Raw genomic sequence first — 18,818 nt, 5'->3', positions numbered from 1 at the left:
GGCTAAATGAGCACCGTAAGTTACGGTTTATTAAAGACTTTTTAGCATCAAAGTCACTCAAATAGCATGAATTATGTCCATTAGCGACTACCTTCTACTTTTTAGCATGAATTTTGTCCATTACACCAGTTAATCGAATTATTCAGTTGGACTTTTAATAGTAGTAATTAATATTTTTCCTAAGACAAAATATTAATAAGATATCCTTGTTCAACACTAGTTCATGGTAAGTTAAACAAGGAGGAGTAAGACAGAAAGATAGACAAAACGAGAGCTACAGAATGTAAAGAGATCGTTTATAAAATGAAAAAACTAGCGACCCATAGCGGTAGTGGTCATCAGCCATACTTCTGCTAATGGGGTATCCGTTTGACTAATTTTGGTCACTAAGCTGGCACCAAGCCATGCAAAATACCAACGTTTTGCCATACTCTCAGCCGCTACGTTAGCGGGATGAGGCACAGAACCGTCTGCCCAGCCGGCTTTGATTTGAGTTGCAAGCCATGTAATCGTTTGCTGATAGCCCGCATATAGGACTTTACGCATTGGCTCCGACATATCTGACACTTCAGCGCTAAGCTTTACCACCAAACATTTCTCATGAGCGCAGCCGCTTTGCTGCGTGTCATACCAGTTTTGGAAATAGTCATACAATTTCTGCTGGGCACTAACGTCTTGTGAACCAATAGTATCAAGGCGCTGCTTATACTGGGTAAAGTAGTGGCTGATAATCGCCTCGCCAAAGGCTTCTTTTGACGCAAAATAATGATAAAAAGAGCCTTTGGGCACGCCTGCCGTATCTAATATTTGTTTAATACCAACTGCGGTAAAGCCTTTTTGTGCGATGAGCTTATAGCCCGTCGTTAACAGATGGTCTCTGGTGTTCGATAATGCAATATTAGATAGCGAACTATCTGGTTGAGTATGTTTTATAGCATTGGGTATAGACATGTGACTTATGTTCTCCTTAGAGAGACTAATTATTTAAGATGGTTTAACAAATTTATAAGTATTAATTGGCAAGTTACGTTTGTTCAACAAACAACAGGTTTAAAAGATTCTAATTTTTATAGCGTTTATGTTAGCATTAGACCAGTCGTCTATCAAGTTACGTTTGTTATTGTATGCTGCTATTGCTTATTAAACGTGTTACGGAATCTGATAGACGGCCATGATACGTTATAGCCACACTCTAATAATATTATTAAATAAAAAATAGGAACAATTATGTCAATAGAAACTAAAAATACGCAGGTAAATGTTTATACAGATTTTCATTTGCAATATATATCAGGCGAATGGAAAAAGGGTGATGACGATAGTATCAATACTAATACCAATCCGTTTAACGGTGAAACCTTGGTTGAGATTCAACAAGCAACGGATAAACAACTTGATGAAGCTTATCAAGCTGCCAGTGAAGCGCAAAAACAGTGGGCAAAGCAAACTCCGAACGAACGTGCTGCTATCCTTTATAAAGTAGTTAGTATCTTTGATCAGCGTCAAGATGAGATTGTCGATTGGCTCATTAAAGAGTCGGGCAGTACCCGTATTAAGGCGATGGTCGAGTTTAGCAGTGCGCGGGCGATTACCCTTGAAGCCGCAAGTTTCCCTAATCGGGTGCATGGTGAGATTCGCCCGTCGAACACACCGGGTAAAGAAAACTTTATCTATCGTGAACCGATGGGTGTGATTGCCGTGATTAGCCCATGGAACTTCCCATTACATCTAACCCAGCGCTCTATTGCGCCAGCATTGGCACTAGGGAATGCCGTAGTGTTAAAGCCTGCTAGTGATACACCGATTACTGGTGGGTTGCTGCTTGCAAAAATATTTGAAGAAGCCGGTTTGCCAAAAGGATTACTAAACGTCGTCGTTGGTAGCGGTAGTGAAATTGGCGATGCGATGGTCACCCATCATGTTCCGAGTTTGGTTTCCTTCACCGGTTCAACCTCTGTAGGTAAGCATATCGGTGAGTTGGCAAATGGCGGCGACTATATCAAGCAAGTGGCGCTAGAGCTAGGTGGTAACAGCCCATTTGTGGTGCTAAAAGACGCTGATATTGAGCAAGCCGTAAAAGCTGCTGCCTTTGGTAAATTCTTGCATCAAGGTCAGATCTGTATTGCGATTAACCGTATCATTGTCGAAGATGATATTTATGACGATTTCGTTACGCGTTTTGTGGCACACGTTAAGACCTTGAATGTTGGCGATCCTAGCAAAATTGATACGGCAGTCGGTCCGATTATCAATGAAAAACAAGTTGAGTCGCTAAAAGAAAAAATCGCTAAAGCGCAAGATGAAGGCGCAAAAATGCTATTAAGTGGTGAGATAAAAGGTCAAGTGGTGCCACCGCATGTCTTTAGTGAAGTAACGCGTGAGATGGACTTGTCGTGTAATGAAGTATTTGGTCCTTTGGTTGGTATTATTCGTGCCAAAGATGAAGACGATGCGCTGTCGATTGCTAATGACTCTATGTATGGCTTATCGAGTGCAGTGTTTACCCAAGATATGGCAAAAGGCTTGCGCTTTGCTCGTGATATCAAAGCTGGCATGACCCATATTAATGATATCTCAGTGAATGATGAAAGCAACGCGCCATTTGGCGGTGAGAAAAACTCGGGTATCGGACGCTTTAATGGGGAATGGATACTAGAAGAGTTTACTACCTTGCATTGGATTTCAGTGCAGCATACGCCGCGCGATTATCCTTTCTAAATAATTTGGATTAAATTTTTACTATAAAAAAAGACTGCCTTCGGGCGGTCTTTTTTTATAAAATCAGGATGATTTTATTTTTTTATTTAACATGAAAGCCTAGCAATCCCTGTATTTCTTCAATAGTCATATGTCTGATAAGCGCTTGTTCCTCAACGGTTAGGCGATTCGTATGTTCTTTTAACATGCTATAAAGACTGCGTGCAATCTCAGATGTCGTGGCATAATACATCTGCGGTTCTTCTTTGGTCAGTTTTATCAAAAATTTATCAATTAATTTGCGTTTGTGAGTAGCAGCGTTTTCTTCGGTTTTTTCAGTCATGATATTCTCCTAGGGATAAATCATTTAAGCAGTCGGCTTACTTATAGTCAATGAGTGTATTGAAAGTGGTGAAGCGTCAAGTAGGGTTGAATCTATCTGTAAGCTGCCCTAGATTGTCTTACTTATCTAAGACAGCCCCTAAAATTATTATCTTACTTTATAATGAATGGCACGCTAAACCATATCAAAGGTAATATCCTATAATGACCACGACCATTTTTGCTACCCACCATTATAATTATCCGCAAAATTTTATCGAGATGAAACCCAAGATTACGCGGCTTGAACAGGCCATTAAGAAGCTTGAAGCCAATTTGATAAATGCGGATACTGAGGTATTAGCGCAAAGGCTTGCCAGTCATTTAGGGTTTCAAGTAGATTATGCCAGTGAGCTTAATGGCAATCAGCTATTGGCCGCCACGACTATTGAGGGTAAGGTATTGGTGATAGCCGGTGCCGGTTCTGGCAAAACCAAAACTCTGACTTATAGAACCAGTTACTTGATAGAAAACGGCGTGTCGCCAAAAGAGATTTTACTATTAACCTTTACTCGTAAAGCAGCCAACGAAATCAAAGGTCGTGCTAGAGCTTTGCTAGCAAGCACACCATCTTTTGCCCAAAGGTTAAATAAGGATTTGGTAGAAGATAAATTGCCAAAAAATAAAGCCCTGAATGACATTACCAGTGGCACTTTTCACTCTTTTTGTAATATGCTATTGCGTCAATACTCAGGTCTGCTTGGTATTAATCCGAGATTTACCATTCTAGATACAGGCGACAGTGAAGACGCTATCGATTTAATTCATAAGGAAAAAAAGTATCCGACCAAAATAACCAATCAGGCATTTCCGCGCAAAAAAACGTTGCAAAACATCTTTTCAACCTCTAGAAATCGCCGTATTCATATCCGAGGTTTAATCGAAAACAGCTATCCTGATATTGCCGTGCATATTCCTGTTATTGAGCAATTGGCCATTGACTTTCATGAGTACAAGCGTGTCAATCATTTATACGATTTTGATGACATCATTAGCCAAGTGGTGCGTCATTTAAAGACTAATGATACCTTTCGCCAACTGCTACAAAAGCAATATCGTTATGTCATGGTTGATGAATATCAAGACACCAATATTCCGCAAAAAGAGCTGATTGACCTCATCTGTGCGCCTACGTCAGTGTCGCTAATGGTCGTTGGTGATGACAACCAAAGTATTTATGCCTTTCGCGGCGCCAATTATGAAAATATTTTATTATTCGGAGAGGGTTACCCTGAAGCCAAGCTGATTAAACTTGAGCAAAACTATCGTAGTACGCCAGCAGTGCTTGATTATATCAATGCTCTGTCTGCTCAGATCACCTTGGGTTACCAAAAGCAGCTGTACTCTGGTGTTTCTATAGAAGGCGTAAAGCCAGTATTTCGCCGACTTAGCGATGAAAGCAAAGAAGCAAAGTATATTGCTGATAGAATTATCGAATTAAAAACAGACTATGATTATCAAGACTTTGCGGTATTGTGCCGAACCTCCTTTCAATCTAACTACGTTCAGCTAGAATTTATGGAACGTAATATCCCGTTTATCGTGGTGGGCGGTATTCGTTTTATTGAACGGCGCCACATTAAAGACGTCTTAGCATTTGCCAAGATACTTTATAACCCAAATGACACCATTGCATGGCACCGTATTTTGACCTTATTCAAAGGGGTAGGGTCAGTGACTGCCACACGCTTGACCCAAGCAATCAATGCCGACAACAATTCCTTTGAGCCGTTATTAACCACAAAGTTTGCCAAAAAAAGCACCCAACTTGAGCCACTTTATCAGATGCTAAGTAAATCCAGCCAAGCAGAGTCGGTCGAAGCCATTATTGAGCTAATTCTAGATTTTTATATGCCCGTTTTAAAAATCAATGAAGACAATTGGCGCGAGCGTAGCGAAGACTTCCGTGTGCTCAAAAATCTAGCGTTAGAGCATGATAGCCTAGATAAATTTTTAGAAAATCTGGCACTTGATCCACCTAATGACTCGGTTGCCACTGCAGGTGAGCCTGAAAAAGGCGAAGAAGGTATCGACAAAAATAGGGACAAAGTGACCATTTCGACCATTCATAGTGCCAAAGGACTTGAGTGGCCGGTGGTATTTGTTAACTCTTTAGTAGATGGTATGACGCCACATTACCGCTCGCTCAGTGATTTTGAAGAGTTGGAAGAGGAGCGTAAGCTGTTTTATGTCGCCTGTAGTCGCGCTAAGAGCAGGCTGTTTTTAACGGCGCCAGACTATTTTTCGAGCTATTCAGGCTATTTTGATAAAGTGTCACGGTTTATTGCTGAAATACCTTCCGATAAGATAACAGTTGTAACGGTCAAACGGCCCTTAGAAGAGAGTGATGATCCGGTTTGGTGGTGATAAAAAACGCTATAAAAGCTGGCAAAATAGCTTAAAAAATGACTTTTGTTTTATAGTTGGCTATCATTATTCCTATCAAAAATACCTTAGATAAAATAGTATAACGGAAAGTATGGAATAGTAAAAATATTTATTAGATAAGGGTTTAAAATGTTTCTCAATGCGTTACTATGACTACCTTGTCCGTTATATTCATCTATTCGACACTCTGTATCAAAGCCATAAAAAGGGATATGTTATGCGTCATGAAGTTATCGTTATCGGTGCAGGTATGGTTGGCACATCGGTTGCTTGGCATCTACAAAAAAACAATGCTGAAGTTTTGCTTATAGACAAAAAGTTACCAGGCTCAGAGACTTCATACGGCAATGCTGGCTTGATTCAGCGCGAGGCGATTCATACGCATCCGTTTCCGCGCCAGCTGACTGAGATGATACGTGTATTGCCGAACCAAGGTACTGATATTCGCTATCGTATACCAGCTATTCTTCGTTATCATCAAGCGCTGCTGCAATACTGGAAATATTCTACACCTGCTTCAGTCAAAAAAATCGAAGGCGAGTGGCAAACACTGATTGAGCATTGCACAAGTGAACATCAAACCATGATTAGCGCTTCTGGTGCAGACGAGCTCATTACGCGCGATGGCTGGTTGCAATTACATCGCTCTGAAGATACCTTTAAAGAAGCCATTGCGCTCGCTATTGATGCACGCAATCAAGGTGTTGAGCACAATGTACTGACGGTAGACGAATTAAAAGTCATGGAGCCTAGCGCCAATTTTGACGAGTTCGTCGGCGCAATTCATTGGTTGAATTCTTGGCAGGTCTCAAACCCAAGCTTTCTTGTTAAAGCCTATGCAAAAAACTTCCAAGAAATGGGCGGAGTAATTAAAGAGACTGGCGTTCAAGAAATCGTACAAGAAGATGGCGGCTGGAAAGTTATCACCGATACCGATACCTTTTATAGTGATAAGTTAGTCATCGCAGCAGGACCTTGGTCTAATGATCTCATCAAGCCGCTTGGTTATGATTTACCATTATTCCCGATGCGTGGCTATCATCAGCATTTTAAAGTCAATGAAAAAAACACTATCCATCACAGTATGTTTGACATGGATAAAGGTTTTGTCATGGGACCGATGCAGCAAGGTATCCGTATTACTACCGGTGCGGAAATGACTACCATGAATGCGCCAAAGAATTTTGGACAGTTAAAGACCGTGCTCAAGCTGGCGCGAAAAATATTGCCATTAGAAGATGCAGTTGAGAGCGAAGCATGGGCGGGCTCACGTCCTTGTATGCCAGATATGAAGCCAGTTATTGGTCCTGCAAGCAACCATGAAAAATTGTGGTTTGCCTTTGGTCATAGTCATCAAGGTTTCACATTAGGACCGATGACCGGTCGTCTGGTTGAAGAGATGATTCATGAAAAGCCGCTACTGGTCAACATTGAGCCATTTAGTGCCAATCGCTTTTCTCAATAACGCACGTAGCCTGTAAATACACATCTATAAGGATAAAGAGTAATGAAAAAGTTTCATAGCAGTGAGCGCATGAGTAAGATTGTGGTGCACAACAAAACTGTTTATCTATGTGGTCAAGTGGGTAACGCTGAAGATGATATCAAAGCCCAAACCTTAACTTGCCTAGAGAAGATCGAAAGCTTGTTGCAAGAAGTTGGTAGTGACAAATCAAAGCTATTAATGGCGACCGTCTGGGTGAAGAGCATGTCGGATTTTGCGGCAATGAATGAAGTGTGGGACAAGTGGTTTGAAGGTGTACAACCACCAGCCCGTGCTTGCGGTGAATCTGCGTTGGCACGTCCTGAGCTATTGGTTGAGATTACAGCTATCGCTGCTGAATAAATACCAGTACCTGCTGCTTAAAACTGAATAATGATGAGAGGGCGTGATATGACTATCACGCCCTTTTTAATGAGTAACGTATGCAAATAGTCTATAATTAACCTCGTTGACAGTATTGACAGTTATCTGATGAGCAGCAAAAAAAGGTTATAAAAAAATGATTAATAATAAAATTTATCACTCAATTTATGTGTTGGCAGAAAAGCTATTAGAAGCAGACAGTACCAATGATAAAGAGACATTTGATACGCTGTATGTACAGCTAAAAGACTTGTGCATTGAAAATGAGAAAGGCAATAAGGATCATCCAGAGCAGTGGGAGACATTGGCAGATTTTACGGAAGATTTGGATGAGGCATTAGTTATTTACCAAAAAGCCTTGGATAAAGCAGCAGCGATTCAATCAAAAGAGCATTTATCATCGATTGCCTTTTCAATGGCTGAGCTACAGAGCGAGCTTGGACAGACAGAGGCAGCGATTCAAAGCTTACAGAGTGCTAAAATTACTGCCAGTAAGCTCGACGATAAAGCATTCAAAAGTGAGATAAATAAGATGCTTGCCAGATTATTAGCTGAGCAATCTTAGTTATTGCCATTTCTTATTTAAAAAACGCCTTTGTTATTTAAAAAAGTGGCGCTGCCAACGCCAACAGAGACATTTTGCATTATAGAATAACTCTATTGTTCTTATCGTCCTGTCCATATGGCAGAACGCTTTTCGATAAAGGCGTCAATCCCTTCACTTACATCATCCGCCATCATATTGCAGCTCATCACCTCGCTGGCATACTCGTAAGCATCTGCCAATTCCATATCCAGTTGCTTATAAAACATTGTTTTGCCAGTTTTAAGAGCGACTGAAGATTTATTGGTAATAGCGTCTATCAGAGACTGTAGCATCTGGTCTAATTGCTCAGCGCTTGCCACACGATTGATCAGTCCCTGCTGTAGTGCAGTGTGGGCATCTATAAATTCACCAGTAATCAGCATCTCAAATGCTTGCTTGCGAGATAGGTTGCGACTGACTGCCACCGCAGGGGTAGAGCAAAATAACCCTACATTGATACCAGAGGTGGCAAATTTGGCATTGTCTGAGGCAACAGCTAAATCACAGGCTGCGACCAGTTGACAACCAGCAGCGGTAGCGATGCCTTGTACTTTGGCAATGACAACTTGCGGCATTTGATTGATGGTAAGCATCATCTGACTACATTGCTCAAATAAAGCGCGCTGAAATGCTTCATCTGGATTGGTACGCATCTCTTTTAGATTATGACCAGCACAAAATGCCTTGCCATTTGCGGCAATCACCAGCACTTGTATGGTTTTGTCTTGGGCAATATTATCCAGCTCCGCTTGCATAGCAGCTAGCAACTCAACAGATAAAGCATTGAATTGTTTGGAACTGTTAAGTGTCAAAGTTACAACACTGCCTGAATTTTTTCTAATAACCAATGGCTCATTGGTGTTCGTCGAGGGAGTCACTGATTGAATGGGGTTAAATTGGGTCATTTATCGTCCTTGATAATGGGTATTTAAACTTAGTGTAAAAGCGCAAAAGCTAATTAAATAATAACCCAAATAGTAGCATGCTTAATTAGTTAAGCAATATCTCTGTGATACTGAATATAGCCCATATAAAAATAGCGCCCTTATCATATAAGAGCGCTATTTTTATGTTTTAAAGGCAATCGTTTCAAAGCGTTAATTACTGTTAGCGCCCTTTAGTAAGCGCCTTCACTGTAAATCAGCTCATAGCTATGGCTGTATATCTCAACGATATTGCCAAACGGATCTTCCATATAAATCATACGATATGGCTTTTCTCCAGGGTAGTAATAACGAGGTTTTTCCATCCGCTTTTTACCCCCTGCGGCAACCATACGTTCGGCTAGCTCTTCCACATTAGGATCTTGAACACAGAAATGGAAGATACCTGTTTTCCAGTATTCAAAGTTATTGTCAGGGTCTTCTTGATTTTTGAATTCAAAAATCTCTACACCAATACGGTCGCCAGTCGATAAATGAGCGATACGAAAACTGCCCCAACCTGCACCAAAGACTTCGGTACACATCTCACCAATAGCACTGTCATCTTCAGTAATTTCAGTCGGCTTCATTATGGTATACCAACCCATCACTTCAGTATAAAATTTGACAGCGGCATCGAGGTCAGGTACTGAAAGACCAATATGTGAAAAGCTTCTTGGATAAACATTATTCATGATTTGTACTCCTTTTTGATATGGGAGTAGTTTACAAAGTTATGTCTATTACGTAAAATTATTGTTTATTATAAAGATAAGTATGTATTGTAATGATTAATACCACATGGCTACGTACCTTTTGCACCTTGGTGGAAGTCGGACATTTTACTCAAACGGCTGAACGTCTATATATGACGCAGTCAGGGGTTAGTCAGCATATACGTAAGCTTGAGAATCAGTTGGATATTGACTTGCTGATTCGTCAAGGTAAGCAGTTTTCATTGACAGATGCAGGTGAGCAGCTTTATCGAGAGGCAGAGGATATCTTGCAGCGCTTATCACGCTTAGAGCAGCGTATCGGTGACGATCCGTATTATGAGGGACTGGTTCGAATTATGTCGCCTGGCAGCGTTGGGTTAAAGCTCTATCCTAAGCTGTTAACATTACAAGAGCAGCATCCACAGCTGGTGATTGATTACCGTTTTGCCCCCAATACAGATATAGAGCAGGCGCTCTCCAAGCATGAGATTGATATAGGTTTTATGACAACTATCTCGGATGATGAGACGGTCAGCTGCAAGCCGGTGGCTCAAGAAGCGCTACTACTGGTGACACCAGTCACGATGATGGAGCCTAGCTGGGAAGCACTTACCAAGCTTGGATTTATTGATCATCCTGATGGCGCACATCATGCCAGTTTGCTGTTGAGCGCCAATTATCCTGAATTTGGACACATCAATGACTTTATTAAAAAAGGCTTTTCTAATCAGATAGGTATGATTTTAGAGCCGGTAAGTAGGGGGCTTGGATTTACCGTATTACCAGCGCACGCAGTTGCCGCGTATCCAAACCCGCAGCTGCTTAAATGTCATCAGCTGCCAGTCTCAGTTAGTGAAACCCTGTACTTTGCTGTACGCCGCCAGCAGGTACTGCCGAATAGGATGCAAATCGTCCTCAATGAGGTAAAAAAATGGCTATAACAGCGTCTAATAGAGTATCTTAAGTAGCCGTATAAAGCCTACTTGATACTTTGACCCAGTTTTATTGCCGCAGCAATATTGGTGGCAGTGATTTCAACATTATGATAAGCATTTTTAAAGATGTTCTCGATGGACTCTAGCTTTTGGATACTGGGCATGATGACATCAAACTGACTGGTTTGAGCCGGTTTTAGTCCATCAACACTGCCACAAATCGCAATCACTGGCGTATGGCGGGCTTTGGCAATGTGACTAATGCCGCCAGCTACTTTACCCATGGCAGACTGAGCGTCAAGCTTGCCTTCACCAGTAATAACCAAATCTGCATCGGCAATGTGCTGTGATAGGTTGGTAACTTTTGCCACTGTATCAAAACCTGATTTCAGCTCAGCTTGGCAAAAGCTCATTAACGCATAGCCAAGACCACCTGCTGCGCCAGCACCCGCTATCTCTTGATAATTTTGATAGCCATGCTGCTCACATACACCTGCAAAATGATTCAATGCTTGGTCCAAATCATTGACTTGCTGTAGACTAGCGCCTTTTTGAGGACCAAATATTGCACTGGCACCCAATTCGCCACATAGAGGATTGGTCACATCACAGGCTACTTCAAATACTGTCTCCAACACGCTAGTATGGAAGCTTGTCGCATCTAATCGTTGCAAGTTGGCAAGCGCGCCGCCGCCTTGGGCTAATGTATGGTCATCACTATCATGAAACCTCATGCCAAGTGCGGTTAGCATACCAAGTCCTGCATCATTGGTGGCACTACCACCAAGACCGATAATAATACGTTTGACACCTTCCCTTAAAGCATCTGCAATCAGCTCGCCAACGCCATAGCTGCTCGCGATGACTGGATTGCGCTCTGCCACAGTCAAGAGATGTAAACCACAAGCTTGAGCAACTTCGATGACCGCAGTTGCATCAGGCAGTAATAAATATTTTGCGCTAATCGGTCGCATTAAAGGGTCATGGACGCGCACTTCTTTCCAGCGGCCACCTAGCACGTAAGACAATACTGCAGAAGTCCCTTCACCGCCATCTGCCATAGGTAGCAGTTTATAGTCAGCATCTGGAAACACTTGGCTGAAGCCAGATTGAATGGCGCGGCAAACATCCAGTGCTTCTAAGCTTTCTTTAAATGAGTCGGGAGCAATTAAAATTTTCATGAATGTCTCTTTGAATCTCTTTAAATAAATACCAAGGTTAATAACCAAATAAAGATGATGCTGGTCACGCCCTGAATACCAGTCGCCATAGAATGGGCTTTATAAGCCTGTGCCACACTCATACGACTAAACTGGCTGACAATCCAAAAAAAGCTGTCATTAGCGTGCGAGATAGTCATCGCGCCTGCACCAATTGCCATCACACAAAATACGCGACCAAGCTCACTATCGAGACCTATTTGACCCAATAGTGGTGCGACCATCGCAGAGGTGGTTACCAAGGCAACAGTAGTTGAGCCTTGTGCTGTTTTTAGTGCAGCAGAGACGATAAACGGCATAAAAATACCAAGTCCCAAAGCGGATAAAGTCGTCCCTAAATAATCGCCAATTGGTGTGACCTTTAGCATAGCGCCAAACGCGCCGCCAGCGCCAGTGATTAAGAGAATAGGCGCTGCGACCACCAGACCTTGAGAAATACTATCGCTGATTTGCTGTGTTTTTTGTTCAGTATTGATGAGTAAAAATGATAGAAACAAACCAATCAGTAGGGCTGTCAATGGATTGCCAATAAATACCAAGATATCTGTTATGGTACTTGTACCAAATGGCGTACTAGGTAAGTTAGCAACAGACGATAAGCAAATCAAGACAATAGGCACGATAATAGGTAAAAATGCCATGGTTGCCGACGGTAGCTTACTATAGTCGTCGCGAGTTTTCATGTTATTCGGCACAGTCGCAGCTGGCGCGTCGATTGCATCAATATTGTCAGGAGTGGCATTCAGGAAGCGATTGGACCATAACCAACCGGCAAGTACGGCAACAGTTGTCACAACTACACCGACCATGATGACCAAGCCCAAATTTGACTCAAGTCCCAAGTTTCCTGCTGCTGCAATTGGACCGGGTGTCGGTGGTACAAAGGTATGAGTGGCATATAAGCCAGTTGCTAAGGCAATACTCATCGCCACGCTTGATACTTTTAAGCGCTCAGCCAAAGACTCTTTTAACGAGTTTAAAATAATATAGCCTGAATCGCAAAACACTGGTACAGATACCACGGCACCTACGATAGACATCGTCAAAGTAGGGAAGCGTGGTCCCAAGACTTTAATGACTGTCTCTGCCATCACAATGGCGGCACCTGTTTTTTCAAGGATTAAGCCGATAATGGTACCAAATACAATGACCAGACCGATATACCCTAAGATACCGCCAAAGCCATCAGAGATAGTTTTGGCGACCGTATTAAGCGGTACTTGGTAAAACAGTGCGACCAAGAAGGCAGATAATATCAATACTAAAAAAGGATGCCACTTGAGTTTTGCGGTGGCAAAAATAATAAAAAGAATGGTCAGCACCAGCCAAAATACGATCATCACTATCTCTATATAGTTGTTAATGTCTTATGAAAAATTATGAGGCTCATGCAGCGTGCACTTCATAAAGCATCAATAGTCATATGAATTTTTAAAGGGGCATATTCTATAGTAAATCTACGTTGCTAGGAAATCTATTCGGCTCATATTTGATTTTATTCATGGTAAAGCTGAGATACTCTGCTAGTATGTGGGTTTTGTTTGACATGTACCAGATTTAGGATACTTCCTTTGAACATATTTAATGCCCCGATAATTCCCAATATCGAAAATAATTTGCTACGCCAGCAGCTAGAGCAAATCATTGACCAGAAGACCAAACCAATTGGCGCACTTGGACGTTTAGAGACGCTCGCTCTGCAGTTAGGTATGATTCAAGGCACAATTATGCCAAAGATTGAGCAACCTCAAATTCGAGTATTTGCCGCCGATCATGGTTTAACCAAGCATGGCACGTCTGCGTATCCTAGTGCAGTCACTGCACAGATGGTTTATAACTTTTTGCAAGGCGGCGCTGCCATCAATGTCTTAGCACGTCAGCATAATATTGAGCTAAAAGTAGTCGATGCTGGGGTAGATGCGGATTTTGATGCTCATCCGCAACTGCTAGATTATAAAATTCGACATGGTAGCCGTGATGCACTAACAGAAGCTGCGATGACACAAGTAGAATGTTTAGCTGCGTTAGAAAGCGGTATGAACGTGGTTAAGAACATGGCGGGTAATCTATTGATTGTCGGTGAAATGGGCATCGGTAATACCTCAGCGGCAAGTCTTTTGCTAGCGAGACTTGGCGACTTGTCTATTGCTGATTGTATCGGTCGCGGTACAGGACTCGATGATGCAGGCTTGCAGCATAAGGCAAATATCTTAACGCAAGTATTAGAGCGTCACAGTGAAGTACAAGCGCCGTTCGATGTGCTTGCTGCATTAGGCGGGCTTGAGATTGCTATGATGGCAGGCGCGCTGATGCAGGCTGCCAGTGAACGTCGTATTTTGTTAATCGATGGTTTTATTGCTAGTAGCGCATTATTGGTCGCTGAGCGTTTAGAGCCGGGCGTTGCTCAATATGCTATCTTTGCTCATCACTCAGTTGAACCAGGGCACGCGCATTTATTAAAACTGCTGAATGCTAAGCCATTACTTGATATGGGTATGCGCTTAGGCGAGGGTAGTGGTGCGGCATTAGCGTATCCACTATTACAATCTGCCTGTGCCATTATCAATGAGATGGCAAGTTTTAGTGATGCTGGTATCAGTGAGCAAAGCAAGTGATGCAAAGTTCATCCTCAAAGCTGTCTGTATTGCAGCGCCTTCGTTATGAAGCCCGATTGATATTGGTTGCTGTTCAGTTTTTAACCCGTATATCCGTCCCGTCTTTTAGCCATTATGATCCGCAGTGGCTGCACCAAAGCAGCCGTTATTTTCCAGCGGTAGGCTTACTGATAGGTTTGCTTTGTGCTGGCGTGTTTTGGCTTAGCAGTCTCTTATTCATACCGCTAGTTGCGGCAGTGATAAGTACGGCTTTTGGTATCAAGTTAACAGGTGCTTTTCATGAAGATGGACTTGCCGATAGTTGCGATGGGCTAGGTGGCGGACTCACTCGCGAGCGCACTTTAGAGATTATGAAAGACTCACGCCTAGGCACGTATGGCGTATTAGGTTTGGTCTCAGCGCTATTGCTTAAAATCAGCTTACTTACTGCGATGCCAATACCCGTTGCTATCGTTGCACTCATTATTGGGCATACTGCGTCACGTTTATTTTGTATTAGTTTACTGACGCTATTGCCTTATGGCGGAGAGATTGAACATGCCAAAGCAAAACCGATGGCACAGCAGCTGACACCATTACAAGCTATATATAGCAGTGGTTGGCTAATATTGGCTATTACTTTGGTCACACTGGTTTTCCCTAATACCATGCAACAGATTGGTATTTGGCAATGGTTATTGGCTTTATTGCTAGGCATAGGCGCGACAGATTATATGCGGCGCTTATTACATAGACGTTTAGATGGTTATACGGGTGATGGCTTAGGAGCCACGCAGCAGCTTAGCGAAATTGCTATTTATATTGGACTGGCCGCTTCATTGCCCTTAATTTAAGCCAAAGCGTTAAAAATGATGCTAAGAAAGGATACTCGCACTCATGATTATGTATATTTGGCGTCATCCAAAACCAGTTACGGCTGGTGGTCTCTGTATTGGACAGACAGATGTAGAGGTCGATAAACGTAAACTAAAACGCCTTGCCAATAAAATACAGCGCTTTGTACGTCTACAACAATTACCAAAAGTGATTTGGGTTAGCCCCTTACAGCGTTCACTAAAGGTCGGGGAAATATTGGCACAGCGCGGTTTTGAGTGTCGAGTCGCACCTGAATTGGCTGAGATTCATTTCGGTGATTGGGATGGTCAGTCTTGGAAACAGATTGAGAAACAACAAATTGATGAATGGTGCAATAATTTTGCCCACTTTGCGCCTGATCATGGTGAAAATTTGCAACAGCTGTTTAATCGAGCGGAGAGCTGGTTGGATAAAATTGCAGTTGAGCAAAAAGATCATCCAGTATTAGCCATCGGTCATGCTGGTTGGATCAATGCCGCTAAGATGATCGCGACTGGTCAAGAGGTACCAAACCTTGCAATTAACTGGCCACACTCTGTAGGATATTTATCCTGTAGTCGTATTGATATTTAACCAAAAAAAATGGTCATTATAATGACCGTTTTTAATATTTAATTATAGTTTAAAAGTGTTGAAATGCGACTGACAGTCATTTGATAGATCATTAATCTTCTCAAAACATGCTCTCTCAGTTTCTGCTATAGCCGAATCAAAGCTCACATAAATGCCTTTGTCATCTAAGGTCGCATACCAATGGTCAGTATTATTATCGGTTAATATTTGGAAGTATTTATTATTAACGATTCTACCAACCTTATAAGTTTTGCCTTCGGTATAAAAGTCATTGCCTTGAGTACATCGTAAAGTGTCATCAGTATTTATCATGGTATCCTAGATTTCATTCATAAAATAGATATCGTCAGCATAGTGACTAGTAGGATTAGAATACAACAGACGTTATCAATAGTCTTTTGTCATTGCGTATACAGTGTTTATTGTCTGTATCAGTACTAATATAAATAACGAAGTCCAAATCCAACACAAAAAAAACCAGCAACCTAAAGTTGCTGGTTTTTTATTGCGACTAAAACTCAGTATGCTAAAGATTACTCTTCAGAATAGTCTTCGTTTTCGTCTGCAGCGTTGTCTTCGTCTAAATCTTCGTTGTCGCCATCTTCAGAAAGAATGGTAACTAGAATAGTAGCCGTAACGTCATGATGTAGTTGAATATCAACATTATATTCACCAATTTGACGCAAAGTGCCCTCAGGCAGCTTGATTTCAGCACGGTCAACTTCTAGACCTGAGTTAGTCAATGCTTCAGCGATATCGCGTGTACCGATAGAGCCGAATAGCTTGCCTTCGTCACCTGATTTAGCGCGCATGATAACATTAACGTCAGTTAATGCGTCAGCACGTTCTTGAGCAACCGCTACTTCTTTTGCTTCTTCAGCTTCAAGTTCAGCACGACGTGCTTCGAACTTTTCAATGTTAGCTTTAGTAGCAGGTAGTGCTTTACCCAAAGGGATAAGAAAGTTACGTCCGTAACCTGGTTTTACATCGACAGTTTCACCGAGTTTGCCAAGGTTGACGATACGCTGTAACAAAATAATTTGCATGAGTCATTCCTAGTTAACGGTTAACCCTGATGGTTATCAGTGTATGGAAGTAGCGATAAATAACGAGCTTGCTTGATAGCAGTCGCTAGTTGACGCTGATATTTAGTAGACGTACCGGTAATACGGCTTGGTACGATTTTGCCATTATCACTGATATACTGTTTTAGCAATTCAACATCTTTATAATCGATGTGAGTGATACCTTCAGCAGTGAAACGGCAGAATTTGCGACGGCGATAAAAACGTGCCATGATTATGCTCCTTTAATTAGTCATCACTGTGGTTGTCGTTGTCATCATTACTGTCTGGACGACGAGTAGTAGCTTTGCGTGCGCGTTTTTCATCGGCATTCTTGGCTAACTGCGACTCTTCAGTGACAGCATCATCACGGCGCATAACTAGACTACGAATGATCGCGTCGTTATAACGGAATAATTCTTCAAGTTCAGCTAAAGTCTCGCCGTCAGTTTCAATGTTGAAAAGAACGTAATGAGCTTTGTGAATCTTGTTAATTGGGTAAGCAAGTTGACGACGACCCCAATCTTCTAGACGATGGATAGTGCCGTTGTTGTCTTGAACCAACTTGATATAGCGTTCAACCATGCCGACCACTTGGTCGCTTTGGTCTGGGTGTACAAGTAACACCAGTTCGTAATGTCGCATTATGACTCCTTACGGATTAGTAGCTATTAACCCTATGTTAATAGCAAGGAGATTTATAAGGTAAGCTCAAATCCTACCCATTATTATAAATAATTAACAGAGAATAAGCTTAGTTTATAAAGCGCCGTATTATAACAGTAGTCACTGATGAACACAAAGGTTAATCAATGCGCAACTGTTAATAAAAATTATTAATCGAATACCTTGTTTCTTTATCAATAAAAAAGCAACGCTGATACGTTGCTTTCTATGACAAACATAAGAGATATTATTTATAGTCAAAAATAGGATTATTTTATTTTTGGCTCTTTTATCAATTGACTGCTATCTGCTTTAACTACCAAAGTTTTGGCCAATTTGTCGTGCCAACCAATGTTTTCAGGGCTTTTAGACGCCATATAATAATGAATGGCGACAATAACGAAACCCAAAAAGCTGGTAAACGAGAACAATAAGTTATAAATGATAAACAGCAAAAAGGTACGCATACCAATAAGCTTTAAAAATGATGGTAGACGATGGGTGGTTTGATCAACCACGCGAATACCTGTAATCATTTTGCCCAGTGATTGACCACGCAAAATGATAAATAACAATTGCAAGGCAAACAAACCAAAGACCATGACCTGCGAGATCATCAACGTGCTACTAGGCAAGCTTTCCATCAACGTCACTGAGTACTGATAAGCAGCGTCCATATCTTGGATATTTTGGAACTTGGTATAATCGACATCCATCTTGGTCAACGCCATGACTAGTGGAAAAATAGCCAATAAATACAGTAAAGCATTCAGCGCCGTTGCCAATATCCGTGACATGATAGGAGCCAGTATCACATTACCCACTACTTTGCCTTTCGCTGAAGCAGCTTTGGTCGCGTTAGACTTATTTAATGACACGTTGTTATTTGGCGTGTGATGACGATTGGTTGTCATATCTGCTTTGGTGTTTTTAGCCGTGTCTTTTGAACGTTCAGGCTTGCCATATAAACGATCTAGCGACACCGATTGTTTGTCTTTATTGGTATCTGCTGCATCGTCTTCTGGGAAGATAGTAACGTTGTTGATGATAGAATCATTGACCTCAGGCATCGCTACATGAGTTGGGCGATAAAAGGCTTGATTATTAGTTAAGTTACCCACGCGCTGCCACTGATCTAAGCCGTCATGCCAGACCAAATCATCTAATAGCACTTCACCAGAGGTGAGCATAATATTGAGCTGATCCAAAGTGTAGGGACCGGCTTGTACGTTATTTCGAGCAAGGAAAATCTGCATAATTGCCTGCATAGTTAGTCATGTCTTAAGTCACTGTTTTAAAAAACTGCTTTTCAGTCACTATTGATCATACATT

General features: G+C 41.8%; 20 protein-coding genes. 9 read left to right on the top strand and 11 right to left on the bottom strand.

The annotated features are described in order from the left end of the window. Positions 1-312: 312 nt before the first annotated feature. Complete coding sequence (locus JMX75_RS11210; protein WP_020443230.1) at positions 313-951, bottom strand: TetR/AcrR family transcriptional regulator; 639 nt, start codon at positions 949-951, stop codon at positions 313-315. Positions 952-1,227: 276 nt separating this feature from the next. On the opposite strand from JMX75_RS11210, the gene JMX75_RS11205 reads away from it, so the two are divergent. Next, complete coding sequence (locus JMX75_RS11205; protein ID WP_201532371.1) at positions 1,228-2,718, top strand: aldehyde dehydrogenase family protein; 1,491 nt, start codon at positions 1,228-1,230, stop codon at positions 2,716-2,718. An 82-nt stretch (positions 2,719-2,800) separates the two neighbouring features. On the opposite strand, the gene JMX75_RS11200 is transcribed toward JMX75_RS11205, so the two are convergent. Further along, on the bottom strand, positions 2,801-3,040 hold the full coding sequence (locus tag JMX75_RS11200) for a hypothetical protein (protein WP_201532370.1): 240 nt from the start codon (positions 3,038-3,040) through the stop codon (positions 2,801-2,803). Between the two features lie 203 nt (positions 3,041-3,243). On the opposite strand from JMX75_RS11200, the gene JMX75_RS11195 reads away from it, so the two are divergent. The 4 genes from JMX75_RS11195 to JMX75_RS11180 all read left to right on the top strand — a co-directional run bounded on the left by JMX75_RS11195 (position 3,244) and on the right by JMX75_RS11180 (position 7,898). Next, positions 3,244-5,445 (top strand): ATP-dependent helicase, encoded by a 2,202-nt coding sequence (locus JMX75_RS11195; protein WP_201532369.1) that lies wholly within the window; start codon positions 3,244-3,246, stop codon positions 5,443-5,445. A gap of 238 nt (positions 5,446-5,683) precedes the next feature. Beyond that, complete coding sequence (locus JMX75_RS11190) at positions 5,684-6,931, top strand: NAD(P)/FAD-dependent oxidoreductase (protein ID WP_201532368.1); 1,248 nt, start codon at positions 5,684-5,686, stop codon at positions 6,929-6,931. A 42-nt stretch (positions 6,932-6,973) separates the two neighbouring features. Then, complete coding sequence (locus tag JMX75_RS11185) at positions 6,974-7,312, top strand: RidA family protein (RefSeq protein WP_201532367.1); 339 nt, start codon at positions 6,974-6,976, stop codon at positions 7,310-7,312. 157 nt (positions 7,313-7,469) lie between these two features. After that, positions 7,470-7,898: a tetratricopeptide repeat protein gene (locus JMX75_RS11180; RefSeq protein ID WP_201532366.1), complete on the top strand. Its 429-nt coding sequence runs from the start codon at positions 7,470-7,472 to the stop codon at positions 7,896-7,898. Between the two features lie 101 nt (positions 7,899-7,999). Here the strand turns inward: JMX75_RS11180 and JMX75_RS11175 are convergent, their stop codons facing one another. Next, positions 8,000-8,824, bottom strand: coding sequence for an enoyl-CoA hydratase (locus JMX75_RS11175; protein WP_201532365.1), 825 nt, complete (start codon positions 8,822-8,824; stop codon positions 8,000-8,002). A 212-nt stretch (positions 8,825-9,036) separates the two neighbouring features. Next, complete coding sequence (locus JMX75_RS11170) at positions 9,037-9,537, bottom strand: lactoylglutathione lyase family protein (RefSeq protein ID WP_201532364.1); 501 nt, start codon at positions 9,535-9,537, stop codon at positions 9,037-9,039. 92 nt (positions 9,538-9,629) lie between these two features. On the opposite strand from JMX75_RS11170, the gene JMX75_RS11165 reads away from it, so the two are divergent. After that, a complete protein-coding gene (locus tag JMX75_RS11165) occupies positions 9,630-10,499 on the top strand; it encodes a LysR family transcriptional regulator (protein WP_201532363.1) in 870 nt (289 codons plus the stop codon). Between the two features lie 38 nt (positions 10,500-10,537). On the opposite strand, the gene JMX75_RS11160 is transcribed toward JMX75_RS11165, so the two are convergent. Together JMX75_RS11160 and JMX75_RS11155 are read right to left on the bottom strand one after the other, a co-directional pair. Next, on the bottom strand, positions 10,538-11,674 hold the full coding sequence (locus JMX75_RS11160; RefSeq protein ID WP_201532362.1) for a glycerate kinase: 1,137 nt from the start codon (positions 11,672-11,674) through the stop codon (positions 10,538-10,540). 20 nt (positions 11,675-11,694) lie between these two features. Beyond that, positions 11,695-13,053, bottom strand: coding sequence for a GntP family permease (locus tag JMX75_RS11155; RefSeq protein WP_201532361.1), 1,359 nt, complete (start codon positions 13,051-13,053; stop codon positions 11,695-11,697). Between the two features lie 231 nt (positions 13,054-13,284). Between JMX75_RS11155 and cobT the strand changes: the two genes are divergently transcribed. Genes cobT through JMX75_RS11140 form a run of 3 tightly spaced genes read left to right on the top strand, consistent with a single transcriptional unit; the run spans position 13,285 to position 15,756 of the window. Further along, positions 13,285-14,328 (top strand): nicotinate-nucleotide--dimethylbenzimidazole phosphoribosyltransferase, encoded by a 1,044-nt coding sequence (gene cobT / locus JMX75_RS11150; RefSeq protein ID WP_201532360.1) that lies wholly within the window; start codon positions 13,285-13,287, stop codon positions 14,326-14,328. Then, entirely contained in the window at positions 14,328-15,161 is an 834-nt protein-coding gene (locus JMX75_RS11145; RefSeq protein ID WP_201532359.1) for an adenosylcobinamide-GDP ribazoletransferase, read from the top strand. Before cobT ends, JMX75_RS11145 begins: the two co-directional genes overlap by 1 nt. A 43-nt stretch (positions 15,162-15,204) precedes the next feature. Continuing rightward, positions 15,205-15,756 (top strand): histidine phosphatase family protein, encoded by a 552-nt coding sequence (locus JMX75_RS11140; protein ID WP_149492519.1) that lies wholly within the window; start codon positions 15,205-15,207, stop codon positions 15,754-15,756. Positions 15,757-15,798: 42 nt separating this feature from the next. Here the strand turns inward: JMX75_RS11140 and JMX75_RS11135 are convergent, their stop codons facing one another. From JMX75_RS11135 to JMX75_RS11115, 5 genes are all read right to left on the bottom strand, one after another. Beyond that, on the bottom strand, positions 15,799-16,068 hold the full coding sequence (locus JMX75_RS11135) for a hypothetical protein (protein WP_201532358.1): 270 nt from the start codon (positions 16,066-16,068) through the stop codon (positions 15,799-15,801). Between the two features lie 221 nt (positions 16,069-16,289). After that, positions 16,290-16,802, bottom strand: coding sequence for a 50S ribosomal protein L9 (gene rplI / locus JMX75_RS11130; RefSeq protein WP_011513369.1), 513 nt, complete (start codon positions 16,800-16,802; stop codon positions 16,290-16,292). A 20-nt stretch (positions 16,803-16,822) separates the two neighbouring features. Continuing rightward, positions 16,823-17,053, bottom strand: coding sequence for a 30S ribosomal protein S18 (rpsR, locus tag JMX75_RS11125; RefSeq protein WP_010198808.1), 231 nt, complete (start codon positions 17,051-17,053; stop codon positions 16,823-16,825). A gap of 16 nt (positions 17,054-17,069) precedes the next feature. After that, the gene (gene rpsF, locus JMX75_RS11120) at positions 17,070-17,465 is read right to left on the bottom strand and encodes a 30S ribosomal protein S6 (RefSeq protein WP_011513370.1); all 396 of its coding nucleotides are present in this window, start codon (positions 17,463-17,465) and stop codon (positions 17,070-17,072) included. A gap of 290 nt (positions 17,466-17,755) precedes the next feature. Then, the gene (locus JMX75_RS11115; protein WP_201532357.1) at positions 17,756-18,754 is read right to left on the bottom strand and encodes an RDD family protein; all 999 of its coding nucleotides are present in this window, start codon (positions 18,752-18,754) and stop codon (positions 17,756-17,758) included. Positions 18,755-18,818 lie beyond the last annotated feature (64 nt).

This window comes from Psychrobacter sp. LFX-11D, from assembly GCF_904846475.1.
Classification (GTDB): Bacteria; Pseudomonadota; Gammaproteobacteria; order Pseudomonadales; family Moraxellaceae; genus Psychrobacter; species Psychrobacter cryohalolentis.
The sequence above is the reverse complement of the archived record's forward strand: the minus strand, read 5'-3'. Positions and strand labels throughout refer to the sequence as shown.

Bases quoted from the DNA above. Each gene is read 5' to 3' on its own strand.
- JMX75_RS11210 (WP_020443230.1), bottom strand. From the start codon at position 951: ATGTCTATACCCAATGCTATAAAACATACTCAACCAGATAGTTCGCTA.
- JMX75_RS11205 (WP_201532371.1), top strand. From the start codon at position 1,228: ATGTCAATAGAAACTAAAAATACGCAGGTAAATGTTTATACAGATTTT.
- JMX75_RS11200 (WP_201532370.1), bottom strand. From the start codon at position 3,040: ATGACTGAAAAAACCGAAGAAAACGCTGCTACTCACAAACGCAAATTA.
- JMX75_RS11195 (WP_201532369.1), top strand. From the start codon at position 3,244: ATGACCACGACCATTTTTGCTACCCACCATTATAATTATCCGCAAAAT.
- JMX75_RS11190 (WP_201532368.1), top strand. From the start codon at position 5,684: ATGCGTCATGAAGTTATCGTTATCGGTGCAGGTATGGTTGGCACATCG.
- JMX75_RS11185 (WP_201532367.1), top strand. From the start codon at position 6,974: ATGAAAAAGTTTCATAGCAGTGAGCGCATGAGTAAGATTGTGGTGCAC.
- JMX75_RS11180 (WP_201532366.1), top strand. From the start codon at position 7,470: ATGATTAATAATAAAATTTATCACTCAATTTATGTGTTGGCAGAAAAG.
- JMX75_RS11175 (WP_201532365.1), bottom strand. From the start codon at position 8,824: ATGACCCAATTTAACCCCATTCAATCAGTGACTCCCTCGACGAACACC.
- JMX75_RS11170 (WP_201532364.1), bottom strand. From the start codon at position 9,537: ATGAATAATGTTTATCCAAGAAGCTTTTCACATATTGGTCTTTCAGTA.
- JMX75_RS11165 (WP_201532363.1), top strand. From the start codon at position 9,630: ATGATTAATACCACATGGCTACGTACCTTTTGCACCTTGGTGGAAGTC.
- JMX75_RS11160 (WP_201532362.1), bottom strand. From the start codon at position 11,674: ATGAAAATTTTAATTGCTCCCGACTCATTTAAAGAAAGCTTAGAAGCA.
- JMX75_RS11155 (WP_201532361.1), bottom strand. From the start codon at position 13,053: ATGATCGTATTTTGGCTGGTGCTGACCATTCTTTTTATTATTTTTGCC.
- JMX75_RS11145 (WP_201532359.1), top strand. From the start codon at position 14,328: ATGCAAAGTTCATCCTCAAAGCTGTCTGTATTGCAGCGCCTTCGTTAT.
- JMX75_RS11140 (WP_149492519.1), top strand. From the start codon at position 15,205: ATGATTATGTATATTTGGCGTCATCCAAAACCAGTTACGGCTGGTGGT.
- JMX75_RS11135 (WP_201532358.1), bottom strand. From the start codon at position 16,068: ATGATAAATACTGATGACACTTTACGATGTACTCAAGGCAATGACTTT.
- rplI (WP_011513369.1), bottom strand. From the start codon at position 16,802: ATGCAAATTATTTTGTTACAGCGTATCGTCAACCTTGGCAAACTCGGT.
- rpsR (WP_010198808.1), bottom strand. From the start codon at position 17,053: ATGGCACGTTTTTATCGCCGTCGCAAATTCTGCCGTTTCACTGCTGAA.
- rpsF (WP_011513370.1), bottom strand. From the start codon at position 17,465: ATGCGACATTACGAACTGGTGTTACTTGTACACCCAGACCAAAGCGAC.
- JMX75_RS11115 (WP_201532357.1), bottom strand. From the start codon at position 18,754: ATGCAGGCAATTATGCAGATTTTCCTTGCTCGAAATAACGTACAAGCC.